Raw genomic sequence first — 17,659 nt, forward strand, 5'->3', positions numbered from 1 at the left:
TCCTCCGGCCTGAAATCCGAAGGCCCGCATGCAAAGACACCCCTTCTACGGCCTGGGGCTCGCCGCCCTCGGCGCGCTCGTGTTGACGCCCGACACGCTGCTCATGCGCCTGTCGGGGATGGAGGGGCTGTCGATGCTGGTCTGGCGCGGCATCGCGCTGGGGGCGACCTTCTGGGCGATCTTCCTCGCCACCGCGCGCGGGCCGCGCAACCTGCACCTGCTGCTGACCCGCCCCGGCCTGACGGTGATCGCCTGCCAGAGCGCCAATGCCGCGCTCTTCTCGCTCGGCATCGCGGTGGCGCCCGTCGCCGTGGTGCTGCTGGCGGTGGCCGCCATGCCGGTCTGCGCCGCGCTGCTCTCGCGGCTGCTCTACGGCGAGCCGACCAGCCGCGCCACCTGGATCACCATGGGAGCGGTGCTGCTCGGCATCGGGCTCGCGGTCAGTGGCAAGGGTGATCTCGCGGCCAGCCCCGGCACCTTCATGGGCGCGCTCTGCGGCTTCGGCGTGGCGCTCACCCTCGGGCTGAGCTTCGTCACCCTGCGCCACGCGCCGGCGCTGCCGCTGCTGCCCGCCATGGGCTCTGGCGCGCTGATCTCCGGCCTCTGCGGCCTCGCGCTGGTCCCGGCAGGCGCGCTGACCGATGGCCAGGTGCTGCCGATCCTCGCCACCGGGTTGGTGATCCTGCCGGTCTCGTTCTTCTGCCTCAGCTCCGCCTCGCGCCATACGGCGGCGGCCAACGTCAGCCTGCTGATGCTGCTGGAAACGGTGCTCGGGCCGGTCTGGGTCTGGGCCATCCTCGGCGAGGCGCCCACCCCGCGCATGCTGCTCGGCGGCGCGCTGGTGGTCACCAGCCTCGCGCTCTACATCCTGACCACGCGCCGCCGCGCCGCGCGCGCGCCCGCCGCTTCTTCTCTTTCCAAATACGCCCGGGGGGAGGCGCGCAGCGCCGAGGGGGCGGAGCCCCCGCTGTCCTGATCCAACCGCGACACGCGCCGCCCAAGGCAGCGCGTGCCGTGGGCAAGGTCAGCCGACCAGCAGGTTCACCCGCCGGTTCTGCTTGCCCTTGTTCTCGATCTTGCCAAGCCGCAGCTCGCCGATCTCGCCGGTGCGCGCCACATGGGTGCCACCGCAGGGCTGCAGGTCGATCTGGCCCGCGCCCTCGCCGATGCGCACCAGCCGGATCCGCCCGGCGCCGCGCGGCGGCTGCACGCTCATCGTCTTGACCAGCTCTGGGTTGGCGTCGAGCTCCGCCTCGGTGATCCAGCTCTCGGACACCGGCAGGTCCTGCGCCACGAAGTCGTTCAGCATCGCCTCCAGCGCCTCGCGGTCCTCGGGCGGCTCGGGCATGAGGAAATCGAGACGGCCCTTGGCGGCGCTGATCTGCCCGCCGGTCACTGGCAGCGGCAGGGCGACCGACAGCAGGTGCAGCGCCGTGTGCACGCGCATGTGCCTGTGGCGGCGCTCCCAGTCGATGCGCTGCGTGACCCTCGCCCCGACATAGGGCAGCGGCTTGGGCTCGGCAGGGACCAGCACGATGGTCTCGCCCTCGCCCTTCACCGCCGTGGCGATCTCGATCTCGCCGCCGGGCCAGGCCAGGTGGCCGCTGTCGCCGGGCTGGCCGCCGCTGGTGGCATAGTACAGCGCGGCATCAAGGATGATGCCCCCCTCCTCGGTCAGCCCGATCACTTCGCCCGGCGCCTCGCGGCGATAGGCATCCTCAAGGAACAGTCGTTCCGTCAACTCGCTCTCCTACTCGTCTTCCGGTCCGACGGTGGGAAAGCTCTCGCTCCTGCCGCCGGTGGTCTTTTGCGGCCGCTCCTCCGCTGCAGGCTCTTCGGCCTCCGGCGGTTTCGGCGTCTCCCGCGACGGATACAGCGTCTCGGGGTTGCGCAGCCAGATGTCACGCTGCGCAAAGGGCACCTCGATCCCCTCCGCCACGAAGCGCGCGTTGATCTCGTGGTTGAAGTCCGACAGGATCGTGATCTTCTGGTTCACGTCGCGCACGATGGCGCGGATCTCGAACTCCAGAGAATCCGCCCCGAAGCGCGCGAAGACCACCGAGGGCTCGGGGTTCAGCAGCACCATGTCATGCTCACGCACGATGCGCAGCAGGATGCTCTCGACCTTGCGGGTGTCGCTGCCATAGGCGACGCCGACCGTGGTGAAGACCCGTCCGATGACATTGCCGCGGGTGAAGTTGGTCACCGTCCCCGAGATGAAATCCGAGTTCGGCACGATCACGTCGGTGCGGTCGAAGGTCTCGATCCGCGTCGCGCGCACCGAGATGTCCTTGACGATGCCCATGTTCGGGCCGACCTCGATCCAGTCGCCCTGGCTGATCGGTCGCTCGATCAGCAGGATAATCCCCGACACGAAGTTCTGCACGATGTTCTGCAGGCCGAAACCGATGCCGACCGACAGCGCCGAGACCACGTAGCCGAGCGCGGTGAGGTTGATCCCCGCCGCGGTGATCGCGATCACCGCCGCCAGCATGACACCGGCATAGCCGAGCCCCGAGATCACCGCGTTCTGCCCGCCGATGTCGAGCTTGGTCTTCGGCAGGATCGAGCTGCGCAGCCCGCTCTGCAGCAGGCGGGTGATGCCGTAGCCGATGGCAAAGACCACCAGCATGGTCAGGAAGCTGGTCGGCGAGATCCGCGCATCGCCGAGCAGGAAGCCCTCCTGGAAACGCGCCCAGAGCTCGGTCAGATCGGCGACCCGCGCGCCCCAGATCAGCGCCAGCATGGGCAGCGCCAGCACGATCAGCACCACCCCGGCCAGCACGGTGATCAGGCTGTCGTCGGGATTCTTGCGGGTGACGAGCGCGTAGAGATCCTTGACGAAGCGTTGCAGCACCAGCACCAGCGCCAGCAGCGACAGCGACTGCACCGCCGGAAAGACCATGCCCTGCCCGACGCGGTGATAGCCGATCGCCGCCATGATCGGACCGGCCACCGCGAGCAGCATCGCCAGCCGTCCGATCATCCGCGCGAGTTGCATGCGGAAGGTTGAGCCCTCGAGCAGCGTGCCCTCGCCTTCGGGCTCGCTATCCTCTGTCTCCGAATCCCCGAGCCCCGAGAGAATGTGACCCAGCCTGAACAGCATCAGCGCCGAGAGCACGATCAGCGGGAAGTCGAGCACCGCCTCGGTCTCATCGGAGAATTCGAAGATCTGCGCCAGGGTTTCGCCCATGCCACGCAGGACGAAGAGCAGCGCCAGAACCGACGAATAGAGCCAGGCCTCGGTGCGCTGCCAGCTCGGCAGCGGCATGGTGGCGATGGCGTCGTCGTTGTTGAAGCTCTCGCCGGCCAGCCAGCGGATGTAGAGCAGCACCAGCCCCCAGATCGGGATCGAGTACATCACCACGGTGGCGTTTTCTCCGGCCACGCCCGAGATCTGCGCCGCGACGACCAGCAGGATCAGCCCGCCGAGCGGCACGAAGATCGAGCCGAGCGAGGCAAGAAACCGCCAGACGCCGGTGCCGCGCCGGGTGCGGCGGCGCAGCCAGCCCTCGATGCGGTGCACCCAGTTCGGACCGCGGATCACCAACAGCGCCGAAAGCCCGACCAGCAGGATGATCACCGGCAGGTTCTCGCGCGTGGTGTTACGCTGGGTCTCCGAGGAAATGTTCTCGCGCACCTCCTCGACCAGCGCGTTTCCGGCGGCCACGACATCATTCGCCGCGGGCGCCCAGAGCTGGTAGTTCAACGGGGTCGGGCCGAGCGTCAGCAGGCGGTTGGTCTGCATCGCGCGGATCTTGCCGTCGATCTCGCCGATCAGCCCGTTGGCCTGGGTAAAGGCTTCCTGCGCGCGGCGCACCGGAGCCTGGGCATTCGACAGCTGATCGTTGAGGTCGGCGCGGCGCTGCGCGATGTCCTCGGCCTCTGTCTCGCCCTCCGCGGGCGGCGGGCCGAGCGTGTCGAGCTGCTGCTGCAGCGTCTCGATCCGGCCCGCATTGGTGCTTTCGGCGCGCAGGAAGCTGTCGCGCCAACCCGCCACGTCGCGGCGCAGATCCTCGTATTGCTTGACCGTGACATCTTCGCCGTCGAGCAGACCGTTGGCCTGCTCTGCCAGCTGGTTCCAGCTTGCGTAGTCGATGTCCTCGGACTGCGCGACCGCGAGGGTCGCGCAGAGCAGCGTCACCGCGACAGCGGCAAGAAGACGCCGGATCAGGGCACTCATACGTCCTCGAAGACGCCGGGGATCGAGGCGGGCGAGCGGTCGAGCCAACCCGGCACCGGCAGCTCACGCGAGCGCAGGAAGCTCGGGTTGAACAGCTTGGACTGATAGCGCGTGCCGTAGTCGCAGAGCACGGTGACGATGGTGTGGCCCGGGCCCATCTCCTTGGCCATGCGGATCGCCCCCGCGACGTTGATGCCCGAGGAGCCGCCGACGCAGAGCCCTTCCTCGGCCAGCAGGTCGAAGACCACCGGCAGCGCCTCGGCATCGGGCACCTGGTAGGCGAAATCGGGGGTGAACCCCTCGAGGTTGGCGGTGATCCGGCCCTGCCCGATGCCCTCGGTGATCGAGTCGCCCTCGGATTTCAGCTCGCCGGTGGTGTAGTAGCTGTAGAGTGCCGCGCCCATCGGGTCGGCGAGGCCGATCTTCACGCCCTTGGGCTGCAGCGCGCCCGCGACGCCGGCCAGCGTACCGCCCGAGCCCACGGCGCAGACGAAGCCGTCGACCTTGCCGCCGGTCTGTTCCCAGATCTCGGGGCCGGTGGTTTCCACGTGGGCAAGCCGGTTGGCGACATTGTCGAACTGGTTGGCCCAGATCGCGCCATGCTTCTCGGTCTTCGCGAGCTGCTCGGCCAGGCGGCCCGAGTAGCGCACGTAGTTGTTCGGATTGCGGTAGGGGGCGGCCGGGACCTGCACCAGCTCGGCACCGGCCAGACGGATCATGTCCTTCTTTTCCTGTGACTGGGTCTCGGGAATCACGATCACCGTGCGGAAGCCCATCGAGGCGCCGACCAGCGCGAGGCCGATGCCGGTGTTGCCCGCGGTGCCCTCGACGATGGTGCCGCCGGGTTCCAGCAGGCCCTTCTCCATCGCGTCCTTGATGATGTAGAGCGCCGCGCGATCCTTCACCGACTGGCCGGGGTTCATGAACTCCGCCTTGGCGAGGATCTCACATCCCGTCAGCTCGCTCGCCTTCCTGAGACGGATCATCGGGGTGTTTCCGACGGCCTGCGCCAGATCCTGTGCCACGCGCATGGGTATCTCCACTTCATCACTTCGCTGGAGCACAGGTGTAGGGCGGACGCGGGGCGAACTCAAGCCGCCGAACGGAGCCTCTCACGCGCCCGTGCCAGCCAGAGGAGCATCATCGCCAGGGGCCCCGCATTGACCTCGCCGCTCTCGACCAGATCCATCGCCGCGTCGAAGGGCAGGACATGGCTGCGGATGTCCTCGTTCTCGCTGTCGAGCCCGGCCAGCCCGCCGCCGTGATCGCCCAGATCGCACAGGCCGAGGAAGCAGTGGAAGAACTCGCTGGTGTAGCCCGGCGAGGCATAGACCCGCATCATCGGCTCGAGCGTGCTGAGCTGCAGATGCGCCTCCTCGACGGCCTCGCGGCGGGCGCAATCCTCGGGGCTTTCACCCGCATCGACCAGCCCGGCCACCGGCTCGAGCACCCAGGGGTGGCGATCCTCGCGCAGGATCGGCCCGTAGCGCATCTGTTCGATCAGCAGCACAAGATCGCGCGCGGGATCGTAGGGCAGCACCAGCGCCGCGTCATAGGCCATGAAACCCTCGCGGTGGATCACCTCGGACATGCCGCCGTCGAACCGCTCGTGCTGCAAGGAGAAATCCCGCAGACCGAAAAAGCCGTCATGAGACCGGCGGTCCGAGACGATGCGCACGGCGCCTTCACTGGTCCGGTCCGAGCGCAGGGTGCAGGGCGTCCCGCGCTGCGCCAGCCGCCGCGACCAGGCCCGCGCCGCGAGGTAGGGCCGGATCTTGCGCACCACCGCCGCAGGCCGCTGGCCATGACCGCGCATGATCTCGCGGGCGATCTCATGGCCCAGTCCGCGGTTCTCCCCGCGCCATGCCTCGGCGTTCCAGGGCCGGCCATCCACGGGCGCATCGACGCGGGCGAGCACCGGTGCAGGCTCCTCCGGGAGCGCCTGCTCGGAAAATTCCGCGTGCTGCCAGCCGGCGAAATAGCACAGCCGCGCGAGGTCGTCCTCGCTCGCCTCGAGCAGCACGCCTTCGGCCGTCTCTCCGGGGGCCGGGCACAGCAGGCTGAGCCGGTCGGCCCCGCCCTCCGGATCGCGCACCGCGTGCCCCGGAAGCCGCGCCGCCGCGGTGGGGGCCGCATGCCCGAGCACGATCTCGAGCAGGGCGGTGTCCGCCAGCGTTCCGGCCAGGAAGAGCTTCATGCGATTATCTCCAGGTGCGCGAGACCACCTCTGCAAGCGCGCCGCAGAGCACCGCCCCGGCGACCATCAAGGCGATGAACCCTCCGTCCAACAGATGCTCGCCGAACTCAAGGAAGAGTTCGAAAATTCCCACGAACGCCTCCATCGGGCCGTCGTAGCGGTGCCGCATCGCCAGGCGGAACATCTCGTAGATCGCCTGCGACATGACTCCCCAGAATACCAGGGTCGCGGTCGCGGTGATCCCCGCCGAGATGCCGTTGGCCATGCCGCGGCCGACCCGTCCGCCCAGCACCCGCCAGCCGATCGCGAGTCCCAGCAGCACGTTGATCCAGAGGAAATACCCGAAAACCGTCGAGTCCGGCATGATCGACGACATGATGTATTCCGAGCCCAGGAAGGCCAGGGCCGCCAGGGACAGGGCGGCTACGAGGTGCGCGGCGGTGGTCATACGGTTCCCCCCAGAAAAGCACTAATTAAACTAATTTGTGTCAGCTAACGCTTCACCCCGCGCAGATGCAAGATCCCACGCGGCGGCGCGGCTGCAAGGTCACGCAGCCGTATCATTCTGACACCAAATTCGTCCTTTTTGTGGAGAGCCCCTGCCCGCGGCCTCAGAAGTCCCTGTTCTCATAGGCCGCGAGCGCCGCCTCGCGCCCCTCGCGGGCCGAAACCACCGGCTCGGGGTAGCGCTCCGAGGCATCGAGCTCCCAGCTGCGCGGCACCGCCGCGAAATAGTCCAGCGCGCTTTGCGGCGGCTGCATCTGCCCCTCCGCGATCCACTTGCGGCGATAGGCACCCTTGGGGTCGAACTTCTCGGCCTGGCTCTCGGGGTTGAACACACGGAAGTAGGGCGCCGCATCCGGCCCGCAGCCCGCCACCCATTGCCAGCCCATGGCATTGGAGGCCGGATCCCAGTCGACGAGGCAGTCGTCGAACCAGGCCTGGCCGATGCGCCAGTGCACCATCAGGTGCTTGGTCAGGTAGCTCGCCACGATCATCCGCGCGCGGTTGTGCATGTAGCCGGTGACAAACATCTCGCGCAGCGCCGCATCGACCACCGCCATGCCGGTGCGCGCCTGCTGCCAGAGCCGGACCTCGCGCAACCGGCGGTCCTCCTTCCACGGGAAGGCGCGCCATTCCTCGCGCCAGTTCTCCTCGAGGATATGCGGCGTGTGCCACATCAGGTGGTAGGCAAAGTCGCGCCACGCCAGCTCGGCCAGGAACTTGCCCGCCCCCGCCTTGCCCTCGGCCTGCGCCCGCAGCCCCGCGTGCCAGCAGCGCGCCGGGCTGATCTCGCCGAGGCTGAGATACTCGGACAGGCGCGAGGTGCCGTCCACGTCCAGCCGGTCCCGGCTCTCGCCATACGCCGCGATGCCGTCGCGCATGAAGGTGCCGAGCCGCGCCTGTGCCGCCGCCTCGCCGGCCGTCACGTGTTTCGCCAGCACCGCCGCGCCGCGGTTCATCGCAGCGCCGAGTTCCCACTCCGCCAGCGTCGCGCTCTCGGGCCATTGCTCCGGCGCGACTATATCCGAAGGCGCCGCGACCGGCTCGGGCACCTCGCGGTCCTTCACCGCCCGCCAGTAGGGGCTGTAGACCTTGTAGAAGCCGCCCTGCTTGGTCTCCACCGTCCAGGGCTCGAACAGCAGGTGGCCGGCGAAGCTCTTGGATTCGATCCCGGCCTCCTTGAGGTCCGCCTTCACGTCGGTGTCGCGCTCGACCGAGGCGGGATCATAGGCGCGCTGCCAGTAGACCGCCCCCGCCCCGGTCTCGCGCACCAGTTCGGGGATCACCTCGCGCGCCGGGCCGGCCCGGAGGATCAGCCGGCTGCCCTTCTCCTCCAGCGCCGCCATGAACGCCTCGAGCCCCCGCTCCAACCGCCATTTCGGCGCCGCCCCCAGCGCATCGACCGTGTGATCGCGCAGGAACACCGGGATCACTGGGCCGCCGCGCGCCACCGCGGCGGCCAGCGCGGCATGATCCGACAGGCGCAGGTCGCGCCGGAACCAGACAAGCGTCGGGAAAACATCACTCATGGGGACCTCCGTATTCGCGGGCAATCTGGCGCGCCCGCCGCCCCCGTCAAGGCGTGATCACCAACACGGGCGGGCAGATTTCGTCTTCTTCTCTTTGCAAATACGCAAAATCCGCCAGACTGGATCAGCGCCCGGACCGGAGGAGCGTGCGCGCCCGGCAAAGGGGCCTGCCTCGCCGCAGGCAGGGCCGACCGGATCGAACCGCCCAGGAGGAGAAGCGTCATGCAGACCGGCAGCCATCAGACCGGCATTCACCAGACCGGCACCCTACACATCAGGACCGAAGGCCCGGACGAGGCCGCGGCGATCTCGGAACTCACCACCCGCGCTTTCGCAGCTACCGAACATGCCGACGGCACCGAGGCGCAGATCATCGAGCGCCTCCGCACGGCCGGGGCGCTGACCGTCTCGCTCGTGGCCGAAGAGAAGGGAACGCTGATCGGCCATGTGGCGGTCTCGCCGGTGGAGGTGGACGGGCATCACGGCTGGCAGGGGCTGGGGCCGATCTCGGTCGCGCCCGAGCGCCAGCGCAGCGGCATCGGCACCGCGCTGATGCGCGCGGCCCTCGCCGAGCTGCGCGCGGCGCATGCGCAGGGCGTGGTGCTGGCCGGCAATCCGGCCTTCTACCGGCGTTTCGGCTTCCGCCGGGCGCCTGCGCTGAAGCTGACGGGCATCCGGCCCGAGGCGCTGCTCGCCCTGCCCTTCGGCACCGAGCTGCCGGAGGGCGTGCTGCGCTATCACCCGGCCTTCGGACTGGAGTAGCCAGCACCAAACGCAAACGCGGGCCCCGAGGGGCCCGCGCGCTGTCTCGTATGGTGTCTCGGGTCAGACCCGGCGTTCCGCCTGCAGCCCGCGCCAGATGGCGATGCACATCACCAGCAGCACCAGCGTGAACGGCAGGCCGGTGGAGATCACCATCGACTGCAGCGACGACAGGCCGCCCGCCGAGAGCAGCAGCACGATGGCCACCGCCCCCTCGAAACAGGCCCAGAACACACGCTGCGGCACCGGGGCGTCGACCTTGCCGCCAGCGGTGATCGTGTCGATGACCAGCGAGCCGGAGTCGGAGGAGGTCACGAAGAAGACGATCACCAGCACCACCGCGAGCACCGAGGTGATCGACGACAGCGGCAGCCCCTCGAGCATCGCGAAGAGCGACAGCGGCGGGTTGTAGCTGTCGATGACGTTGGCCTTCACCTGGCTCGTCGCAGGATCGCTGAGCACCTGGTCGATCGCCACGCCGCCGAAGACCGCCATCCACAGCACGCAGACGAGGCTCGGGATGATCAGCACGCAGATCACGAACTCGCGCACCGTGCGGCCGCGGCTGACGCGGGCGATGAACATGCCGACAAACGGCGACCAGCTGATCCACCACGCCCAGTAGAAGGAGGTCCAGCCCTGCACGAAGTCGGTGTCCTCGCGGCCCACCGGGTTCGACAGCGGCACGAGGTCGACGAGGTAGTTCCAGAGCCCGCTTCCGAAGTCGCTGAAGATCATCAGCGTCGGACCGACCAGCAGCACGAAGATCAGCAGCGCTGCGGCGAGCACCATGTTGATCTCGGAGAGCACCTTCACGCCGCCGTCGAGGCCGCGCACCACCGAGACCAGCGCGATCGCGGTGATGAAGGTGATGATCAGCACCTGCATGGTCGCCCCGATCGGCAGGCCGAAGACATGGTTGAGACCGGCATTCACCTGCTGCGCGCCGAAGCCGAGTGAGGTCGCGAGACCAAACAGCGTCGCGAACACCGCCAGGATGTCGATGATGTGACCCCACCAGCCCCAGACGCGCTCACCGAGCAGCGGGTAGAAGGCCGAGCGCACGGTCAGCGGCAGGCCCTTGTTGTAGGAGAACAGCGCCAGGGCCAGCGCCATCACCGCGTAGATCGCCCAGGGGTGCAGGCCCCAGTGGAAGATCGTCGCCGCAAGCCCCATGGCCTTGGCCGCATCCACGTTCTCGGGGATCAGGTTGCCATCGGCGTCAAAGGGCGACGGCACTCCGAGCGGCGAGCTGACCGCCATGTGGTAGACCGGCTCGAGCACGCCGAAGAACATCAGCCCGATGCCCATGCCCGCGGCAAAGAGCATGGCGAACCAGCCCGGGTAGCCGTAGTCGGGCGTGGCCTCGGCGCCGCCGAGACGCACCGAGCCGAGCGGCGTGACGATCAGCAGCAGGCAGAAGATGACGAAGATGTTCGCCGCGCCGAGGAAGAACCAGTCGAAGGTCTTCGTGGCGAAGGAGAACAGCCAGCTGAAGATCGATCCGGCCTGTTCGGGCAGCGCCAGCGTGTAGAACACGAAGGCGATGACCACCGCCCCCGAGATCGCGAAGACCGGGTTGTGCACGTCGAGGCCGAACGGGCCGATCTGTGCCTCGAAGTTGTCCTGGCCGATTTCGTAATCGGTCTCGATGATTTCAGAGGCGCCCTCCGGCGCCGGGATCCCTTCCGAGATCTCCGTCTCATTGGGCTCAGTCTGTGGTGTTTCACTCACGCGTGGACCCTCCTTTTTCTTTCCTTGATTTTTGTCTGGTGGCGCCGGAGCAGCCGTCGGCCTCAGCGGACGACCATCACCGAGACCTTGGCCCGTGAGGCGATGGTGCCGCCGTTCGAGGGCCAGAAATGATCGGCGATGCCGGGGATGTGGCTGGCCATGACGACGAGGTCCGCCTCGGTCTCCGCCACCGCCTTGATCAGCGCCGGGTCGAGATCCACCGCCGGATCATGGCTGATGACCGGATGCCCATCGGCCTCGACCCCGGCGGCAAGCCCCTGCGCCTTGGCAAAGACCTCGAGCTTTTCGCCGTATTCCTTTGGTGTGTGCGCGATGGCCGAAGGTGTCGATGCGCTGACCCCCACATAGATCAGCCGCGCACCGTAATGCGCGGCAAGATCGCCGGCCACGTTCAGCGCCTTCGCAAGTCGATCCGCATGTGTCAGATCAACCGGCACCATGATGCGTTTGAACATGGGTCCCTCCGTCATTGTCGGCCCGGAACATCCGAGCCTGAAAGCTTGTTTTGGTCGGACGAACTTGGGCGAGTGCCGCCTGTTCCCCCGGATTTCAGCGCAGCCTGCGCCGGGCCCGATCCCCTCGCGAAGAGGACGCACGGGCCGAGCACCGCGCAGCCCGAGACCGGCGGCACACCGCTGACAGGGTTGGAGCTAGCGCACGTTTGCGTGAGGTAAAGGATTCAAATCGCGGAAAACTCAAAAACTTTGCGCGACTTGGGCGTGGGTGCACCCCCACATTGCAAGGGCGGTTCGCCGGTTTGCCGAATTTTGCCGCCGCAACGCGGCCAAGAACAACGCAGCGCTCCGGCCCTCCTCATCCGGCCGGATGGACGGTCCCGTCTCCCGGCGTCCCGCGTCATCGCTGCCTTGGCGGCTCACCGCCCGACATGGATGACATGTTCCGGACGCAACTGCTGGTGCGGGATGAATTTGCCGACTTGACCACCCCGACGGGAATGCTACTCAGGCGACACGGTGGGCCTGTAGCTCAATTGGTTAGAGCAGGGCGCTCATAACGCCTTGGTTGCGGGTTCAAGTCCTGCCGGGCCTACCAGATCTTCCCGACCTCCCCTTCGCACACGCTCAGGTTGCCCACGCTCGGCGCCACGCCGAAGGGCGCGTGCCCCGCCTATTGCCCAGAGCCGCCCTCATTGTCTCTTTTCTCGCGACGATCCGTCATCGGGGGATCCCCGCGGCCATGCGCGTTCGGCACCTGCCTCCGTGCCGCGATTCCCCGAGAAACTTCAGGAGTCGCGCTCCCCCGACGCCAGAGCCCGCCACGACATCGGAACTGTCGCCCTCCCGACATTCAACCGGATTTACTGAACAATCCTCCGTCGAAAAGGCGGATTTGACCCAATTGCGCCACAGTTCAATCACAGTTTTTCCCCGCCAAACAGCTAATCTTTCATTAACCAAGAATGGCAGCCGCCCCGGTCACGATGCCCTGCACAGCGCGATATGGGACGGGCTTATTGAGTGAGAAAGGTTACACAATGCCGGATCGTCTCGATCGTCACCCAAAGATGAACACCTCCTTCATCGGCGTTCTGGGGTTTGTGCTCGTCGCGGCAACCGCCGCCGCAATATTCGGGGTCCGCTGGCAGGCGCAGGAATACCAGGTGCAACTCCAGCGCGAGCTGGGTCTGCGCGGCGCCCAGGCCCTGGCGCAGACCTTCAACAAGGCGATCAGCCGGGAATGGGACTCGCTGCGCGCCGTCGCCGGTCGCACGGCCTATGCCGAGGTCGCCGAGATGCAGGAATTCTCCAACGCCGTGGTGCAGGCGGGCGGACAGATCGCCTGGGCCGGGTTCGCCTCGCCCGATGGCGAAATCATCGCGGGCTCGCGCGGCGAACGCGTCGGCCAGGACGTGTCGCAGCGCAACTGGTTCCGCTCCGGCTTCAGCGGCGAGACGGTGGGCACCGCCTTCACCAAGAACGAGGGAACCGACGAGGAAGTCAGCCTGATCAACCTGTCGATGCCGGTGAAGGACAGCTTCGGCAACACCCAGGCGGTCGCGGTCTACAGCGTGCGCATCTCCTGGGTCGCCGAGTACATGGCGGAGGCGGCGCAGGAGCTCGACCTCAGCGCGATGATCCGCGACCGCAAGGGCCAAACGCTGGTCGACACGCGCCCCGAGGCAGGCACCGACCTTCCGGCGCGCGTCGAGGGGATGATCCTTGCCGGCCGCCCGGACGCCGACCGCACGCGGCTGCACCGCAGCGATGCCGGTCACCTCTACGCCGTGCTGCCGAACTTCACGCTGAACTCGATGCCGGGCTTCGGCTGGACGCTGATCGTCGATGTCCGCGCCGATGCCTTCGGCACCGCCTTCCCGCAGTTCGTCAAGAACATCAACCTGATCCTCGCCTCCATCGGGCTGGCGGTGCTGGTGCTGACGATGCTGCTCTTCACCTACCTCACCCGCCCGTTCCAGCGTCTCATCCGCGCCGCGACGGCGCTGGCGGACGGCCAGATGGTCTACCCGCGCGAGGAGCAGAGCACCCGCGAGAGCATGCTTCTCTCGGCCGTGCTGGCCCAGCTGCAGACCCAGATTCAGTCGCTGCGCGCCAAGCCCTAAGCCCGGCGCACAGCAAGGGCCTCAGATCAGGCGCAGCGTTCGGTCGCTGCGCCTTTTTCCTGTCCGAGCACGTCGGCGGCGATCTCGAAGCTGCGCAGCCGCGCGGCGTGATCGTGGATCATGCCGGTCAGGATCAGCTCGTCCGGCTGGTAGCGCGCGATCAGCGCCTCCAGCTCCTCGCCCACTTTGTCGCGATCGCCCGCCGCCGAGATGCGCAGCGCCGAGTCTGCCGCCGCCAGGTAGCGCGGGTCGGTCTGTGCCGAGATGTCGACCACCGGGCGCGGCAACCGCCCCGGACGCCCGGTGCGCAGGTTGATGAAGGCCTGCTGCTGCGAGGTCTTCAACCGCAGCGCCTCCTCGGTGCTGTCCGCCGCCCAGACGTTCGCCGCCAGCATGAAGCGCGGCGCGCGGGTGATGCCGGGCTGGAAACGCGTGCGGTAGACCTCGATCGCCTGCTCCAGCGCGTCGGGCGCGAAATGCGAGGCAAAGGCGTAGGGAAGCCCGAGATGCGCCGCAAGCTGCGCGCCGTAGAGCGACGAGCCCAGCATCCAGACCGGCACATGGGTGCCCTCGCCCGGCACGGCGATCACCGCCTGGTTCTCGTCGGCCTCCTGGAAGTACCCCAGCAGTTCGATCACGTCCTCGGGGAAGCGGTCGGCGGCACTGTTCAGGTTGCGGCGCAGCGCCATGGCGGTCACTTGGTCGGAGCCCGGCGCGCGTCCGAGGCCGAGGTCGATGCGCCCCGGGAACAGCGTTTCCAGCGTGCCGAACTGCTCGGCGATCACCAGCGGCGCGTGGTTGGGCAGCATGATGCCGCCCGCGCCGACGCGGATGGTCTTGGTCGCCGCCGCCACCTGCCCGATCACCAGCGAGGTCGCCGCCGAGGCGATGCCGCGCATGTTGTGGTGCTCGGCCAGCCAGTAGCGCTGATAGCCCCAATCCTCGGCGTGTCGCGCGAGGTCGAGCGTGTTGGCCAGTGCCTGCGCCGGGGTGCTGCCCTCGGGCACCGGCGAAAGGTCGAGCAGGCTGAAGGGAATGCGGGTCATGCGGGCACCTCTAAGTCGTGTTGGTGCCAGATATAGGTGCCGCCCGCCCGCACCGTCACCCTGCGCAGGCGCACAAAGGATCAATGTCCCTGTGCGCCTGCACAAATCCGATCAGCGCGCCGCCATGCGGATCGCACCGTCGAGGCGGATCACCTCGCCGTTCAGCATCGGGTTCTCGACGATGTGCTGCACCAGCGCGGCGTATTCCGCCGGATTGCCGAGCCGCGCCGGGAAGGGCACCTGCTGGCCGAGGCTGTCCTGCACCTCATGCGGCAGCCCCTGCATCATCGGCGTCAGGAACAGCCCCGGCGCGATGGCGCAGACCCGGATGCCCAGCGAGGCCAGATCGCGCGCCATGGGCAGGGTCATCCCCACCACGCCGCCCTTCGATGCGGCATAGGCCACCTGCCCCACCTGCCCTTCGTAGGCCGCGACAGAGGCGGTGTTGACGATCACCCCGCGATTGCCATCGGCGTCCAGCGGGTCGTTCTGCGCCATCAGAGCCGCCGCCTGCGAGGCGACATTGAACGTGCCGGTCAGGTTGATGGCGATGGCCTTGGCGAAAAGCGCCGGATCATGCGGCTCCCCGCGCGAAACGGTCTTGGCGCCCGGTGCAATGCCGGCGCAGCTCACCGCCACATGCAGGGCCCCCTCGGCCTCGATCACCTGCGCCAGCGCGGCGGCAACGCTGCCCGGGTCGGTCACATCGGTTTCGATGAACCGCCCGCCGATCTCCTGCGCCGTGGCCGGACCGCGCTCGGCATCCTTGTCGAGCAGCGTGACCTTCGCGCCGAGCTCCGCCAGCCGCGTTGCGGTGGCCGCGCCCAGCCCCGAGGCTCCGCCCGACACCACGGCCACGCATGTTGCACCGATCTGCATGATACTCCTCCCGATTTATCCTCGGGGCGGAGTTGAACCGCAGCCGCCGCGCCCCGTCCAGCGCAGCGAAGCGGAACGTTGCGTCAGGGCCCCTGCTCAGCCGGGAGGGATGCGCTCCGCCGCATCCAGCACCGGCCTGCCGAGCGCGCCGTAGAGGATCATCACGACCGCGCGGCTCGGCGCCTCCTTCAGCGCCTCGCCCAGCTCCGCCACGGTCGAGGCGACCATGCGCTGGCCCTCCTTGCTGACGTTCTCGGCCATCAGCGCGGGGGTCTCGGGCGGCATGCCCGCGGCAATCAGCCGTTCGGCCAGTTTCGAGAAGGTCCGCCGCCCCATGTAGAGGCAGGTCACCGCCTCGGGGTCTGCCAGCGCGGCCATGTTCATCTCTTCGGGCAGCGCGCCGGTAACGTCATGGCCAGTGACGAACTGCAGGCGCCGCGCGGTGAGCCGCCGGGTCAGCGGCATGGCAGCGGCGGCGGCGGCCGCCGAGGCGGAGGTGACGCCGGGCACGACCTCGAAGGGCAGCCCCGCCTCGGTCACCGCGGCGATCTCTTCCTCGAGCCGTCCGAAAATGCCCGCATCGCCGGACTTCAGCCGCACCACGTGCTGGCCCGCCAGCGCATGCTCGACCAGCAGCGCGCTGACGAATTCCTGTTTCGGCGAGGGGCAGCCCGCGCGCTTGCCCACGGCGACCATCTCGGTGCCTTCCCCGCAAAGCTCGAGGATGGGACCGGAGGCGAGGTCGTCGTAGAGCACCGCATGGGCTTTTTGCAGGCATTTCAGCGCCCGTACGGTGAGCAGATCGGGATCTCCGGGGCCGGAAGAGACGAAACTGACGAAACCGGACATGGGGCCTCCGTGATCGGGGTAAGCGGTGCGCCCCGTGCTACGCCCGGCGCGGCATCAGCGCAAGGACAGCCCGCCCCATCTTGCGGGAATTGCGGCAGAACACGCCCAAAAGCAAACGCCCCGCGCCTTTTGGCACGGGGCGTCGAAGTCTCGACCTGAAGTCAGGAGATCACAGGCGCGACGCCACGTTTTCCCAGTTCACCAGGTTGTCGAGGAAGTTCGCCAGGTAGGCCGGACGCTTGTTGCGGAAGTCGATGTAGTAGGAGTGCTCCCACACATCGCAGCCGAGCAGAGCGGTCTGGCCGAAGCACAGCGGGTTCACGCCGTTCTCGGTCTTGGTGACCTTCAGGCCGCCGTCGGTGTCTTTCACCAGCCAGGCCCAGCCCGAGCCGAACTGGCCGGCGCCGGCCGCCGAGAACTCTTCCTTGAACTTGTCGAAGGAGCCGAAGGACTCTGCGATCGCCTTTTCCAGCTCGCCCGGAAGCGCGTTCTCACCGGCACCCATCATTTCCCAGAACTGGGTGTGGTTCCAGTGCTGCGAGGCGTTGTTGAACAGGCCCGACTGCGCCACGGCGCCGGACTCGTAGGTGCCCTTGACGATCTCTTCCAGCGACTTGTCCGCCCACTCGGTGCCGTCGATCAGCTTGTTCAGCGTAGTGACGTAGGTGTTGTGGTGGATGTCGTGGTGATACTCGAGCGTCTCCTTGGACATACCCTTGGAGGCCAGTGCGTCGTGAGCATAGGGAAGATCGGGAAGTTCAAAGGACATGTGCGTTTCCTTTCGCCTGTCAGTGAGTTCGCCAGTATTCCTAGACCTGCCACACGCGAGGTCAAGCGAAGTCTGGTGTACCATTGCACTCAGGGCTGTGCGGAAAGTTCCTCGAGAGGTTGCACCTCGCAGCGCCCATCTGCCTGAAAAAGTGAATCAAATCCGGCGGGGATCGCGGTCACCGTGACCCTGCCGCTCGCCTTGTCGATGCCCGCCCGGTAGAGCATCCTGCGCGTCTGCTGCGCGTTCACCCCCACCGGGTAGTCCCAAGTGAAGCTGATCCGCCGCTCGGTCTCGGAGGCAACCTTGCCCCGCACCGGCAGCCCACCGTTGTGATAGAGCGCAACCGGGTCCGAGATCACCACCCGGCCAGTCTCCGGATCATGCGCGATGAACAGGATCGGCGGCACCCAGCGCTGGCTGTAGGCGACGCGAAGCTGGCACAGGTAGCCGACCGACGTGGCCGGAACCTCCTCGGCGAGCTGCACGGCGGCGTCCTGCGCCGCGACAGGACCCGCCTGGACCGTAGCAAGGACCAGGGCAGCGGCACATACCAATTTCTTCATCCCGTTGCCCCCTCCGCGACACACACCGCCGCCGACGCT

Annotated in this window: 16 protein-coding genes and 1 tRNA gene; 4 read left to right on the forward strand and 13 right to left on the reverse strand. The window is 67.8% G+C overall.

The window, feature by feature from the left end:
* Nucleotides 1–28 precede the first annotated feature (28 nt).
* The gene (locus tag LC039_RS03070) at nucleotides 29–976 is read left to right on the forward strand and encodes a DMT family transporter (protein WP_226621585.1); all 948 of its coding nucleotides are present in this window, start codon (nucleotides 29–31) and stop codon (nucleotides 974–976) included.
* Nucleotides 977–1,024: 48 nt separating this feature from the next.
* Here the strand turns inward: LC039_RS03070 and LC039_RS03075 are convergent, their stop codons facing one another.
* From LC039_RS03075 to LC039_RS03100, 6 genes are all read right to left on the reverse strand, one after another.
* Nucleotides 1,025–1,741: an alanyl-tRNA editing protein gene (locus LC039_RS03075; RefSeq protein WP_226621586.1), complete on the reverse strand. Its 717-nt coding sequence runs from the start codon at nucleotides 1,739–1,741 to the stop codon at nucleotides 1,025–1,027.
* Between the two features lie 9 nt (nucleotides 1,742–1,750).
* On the reverse strand, nucleotides 1,751–4,183 hold the full coding sequence (locus LC039_RS03080) for a DUF3772 domain-containing protein (protein ID WP_226621587.1): 2,433 nt from the start codon (nucleotides 4,181–4,183) through the stop codon (nucleotides 1,751–1,753).
* A complete protein-coding gene (locus tag LC039_RS03085; protein WP_226621588.1) occupies nucleotides 4,180–5,214 on the reverse strand; it encodes a cysteine synthase A in 1,035 nt (344 codons plus the stop codon). Before LC039_RS03085 ends, LC039_RS03080 begins: the two co-directional genes overlap by 4 nt.
* Nucleotides 5,215–5,273: 59 nt before the next feature.
* Nucleotides 5,274–6,380 (reverse strand): NUDIX domain-containing protein, encoded by a 1,107-nt coding sequence (locus tag LC039_RS03090; protein ID WP_226621589.1) that lies wholly within the window; start codon nucleotides 6,378–6,380, stop codon nucleotides 5,274–5,276.
* 4 nt (nucleotides 6,381–6,384) lie between these two features.
* Complete coding sequence (locus tag LC039_RS03095; RefSeq protein WP_226621590.1) at nucleotides 6,385–6,828, reverse strand: TrgA family protein; 444 nt, start codon at nucleotides 6,826–6,828, stop codon at nucleotides 6,385–6,387.
* Between the two features lie 163 nt (nucleotides 6,829–6,991).
* Nucleotides 6,992–8,413 carry a cryptochrome/photolyase family protein gene (locus LC039_RS03100; RefSeq protein ID WP_226621591.1) on the reverse strand — a complete coding sequence of 474 codons (1,422 nt, stop codon included), beginning with the start codon at nucleotides 8,411–8,413 and terminating at the stop codon, nucleotides 6,992–6,994.
* Nucleotides 8,414–8,635: 222 nt separating this feature from the next.
* Between LC039_RS03100 and LC039_RS03105 the strand changes: the two genes are divergently transcribed.
* Entirely contained in the window at nucleotides 8,636–9,175 is a 540-nt protein-coding gene (locus LC039_RS03105; protein ID WP_226621592.1) for a GNAT family N-acetyltransferase, read from the forward strand.
* Between the two features lie 63 nt (nucleotides 9,176–9,238).
* Here the strand turns inward: LC039_RS03105 and LC039_RS03110 are convergent, their stop codons facing one another.
* Nucleotides 9,239–10,909 carry a BCCT family transporter gene (locus LC039_RS03110; protein ID WP_226621593.1) on the reverse strand — a complete coding sequence of 557 codons (1,671 nt, stop codon included), beginning with the start codon at nucleotides 10,907–10,909 and terminating at the stop codon, nucleotides 9,239–9,241.
* Between the two features lie 62 nt (nucleotides 10,910–10,971).
* Nucleotides 10,972–11,385 (reverse strand): universal stress protein, encoded by a 414-nt coding sequence (locus tag LC039_RS03115; protein WP_226621594.1) that lies wholly within the window; start codon nucleotides 11,383–11,385, stop codon nucleotides 10,972–10,974.
* Nucleotides 11,386–11,906: 521 nt separating this feature from the next.
* Between LC039_RS03115 and LC039_RS03120 the strand changes: the two genes are divergently transcribed.
* Together LC039_RS03120 and LC039_RS03125 are read left to right on the forward strand one after the other, a co-directional pair.
* Nucleotides 11,907–11,983: transfer RNA gene (locus LC039_RS03120), tRNA-Ile, on the forward strand.
* Nucleotides 11,984–12,455: 472 nt separating this feature from the next.
* Nucleotides 12,456–13,511, forward strand: a complete 1,056-nt coding sequence (locus LC039_RS03125; protein WP_226621595.1) for a sensor histidine kinase — start codon at nucleotides 12,456–12,458, stop codon at nucleotides 13,509–13,511.
* Nucleotides 13,512–13,537: 26 nt separating this feature from the next.
* Here LC039_RS03125 and LC039_RS03130 read toward each other — a convergent pair whose 3' ends face one another.
* The 5 genes from LC039_RS03130 to LC039_RS03150 form a co-directional block, all read right to left on the reverse strand.
* On the reverse strand, nucleotides 13,538–14,557 hold the full coding sequence (locus LC039_RS03130) for an LLM class flavin-dependent oxidoreductase (protein ID WP_226621596.1): 1,020 nt from the start codon (nucleotides 14,555–14,557) through the stop codon (nucleotides 13,538–13,540).
* 111 nt (nucleotides 14,558–14,668) lie between these two features.
* Nucleotides 14,669–15,436, reverse strand: a complete 768-nt coding sequence (locus tag LC039_RS03135) for an SDR family NAD(P)-dependent oxidoreductase (protein ID WP_226621597.1) — start codon at nucleotides 15,434–15,436, stop codon at nucleotides 14,669–14,671.
* A 96-nt stretch (nucleotides 15,437–15,532) separates the two neighbouring features.
* Nucleotides 15,533–16,285 carry a uroporphyrinogen-III C-methyltransferase gene (gene cobA / locus LC039_RS03140; protein WP_226621598.1) on the reverse strand — a complete coding sequence of 251 codons (753 nt, stop codon included), beginning with the start codon at nucleotides 16,283–16,285 and terminating at the stop codon, nucleotides 15,533–15,535.
* A 169-nt stretch (nucleotides 16,286–16,454) separates the two neighbouring features.
* Nucleotides 16,455–17,054: a superoxide dismutase gene (locus LC039_RS03145; protein ID WP_226621599.1), complete on the reverse strand. Its 600-nt coding sequence runs from the start codon at nucleotides 17,052–17,054 to the stop codon at nucleotides 16,455–16,457.
* Between the two features lie 89 nt (nucleotides 17,055–17,143).
* Entirely contained in the window at nucleotides 17,144–17,620 is a 477-nt protein-coding gene (locus LC039_RS03150) for a hypothetical protein (protein WP_226621600.1), read from the reverse strand.
* Nucleotides 17,621–17,659 lie beyond the last annotated feature (39 nt).

The sequence above is a fragment of the Alloyangia pacifica genome, assembly GCF_020524285.1.
Lineage (GTDB): Bacteria > Pseudomonadota > Alphaproteobacteria > Rhodobacterales > Rhodobacteraceae > Salipiger > Salipiger pacificus_B.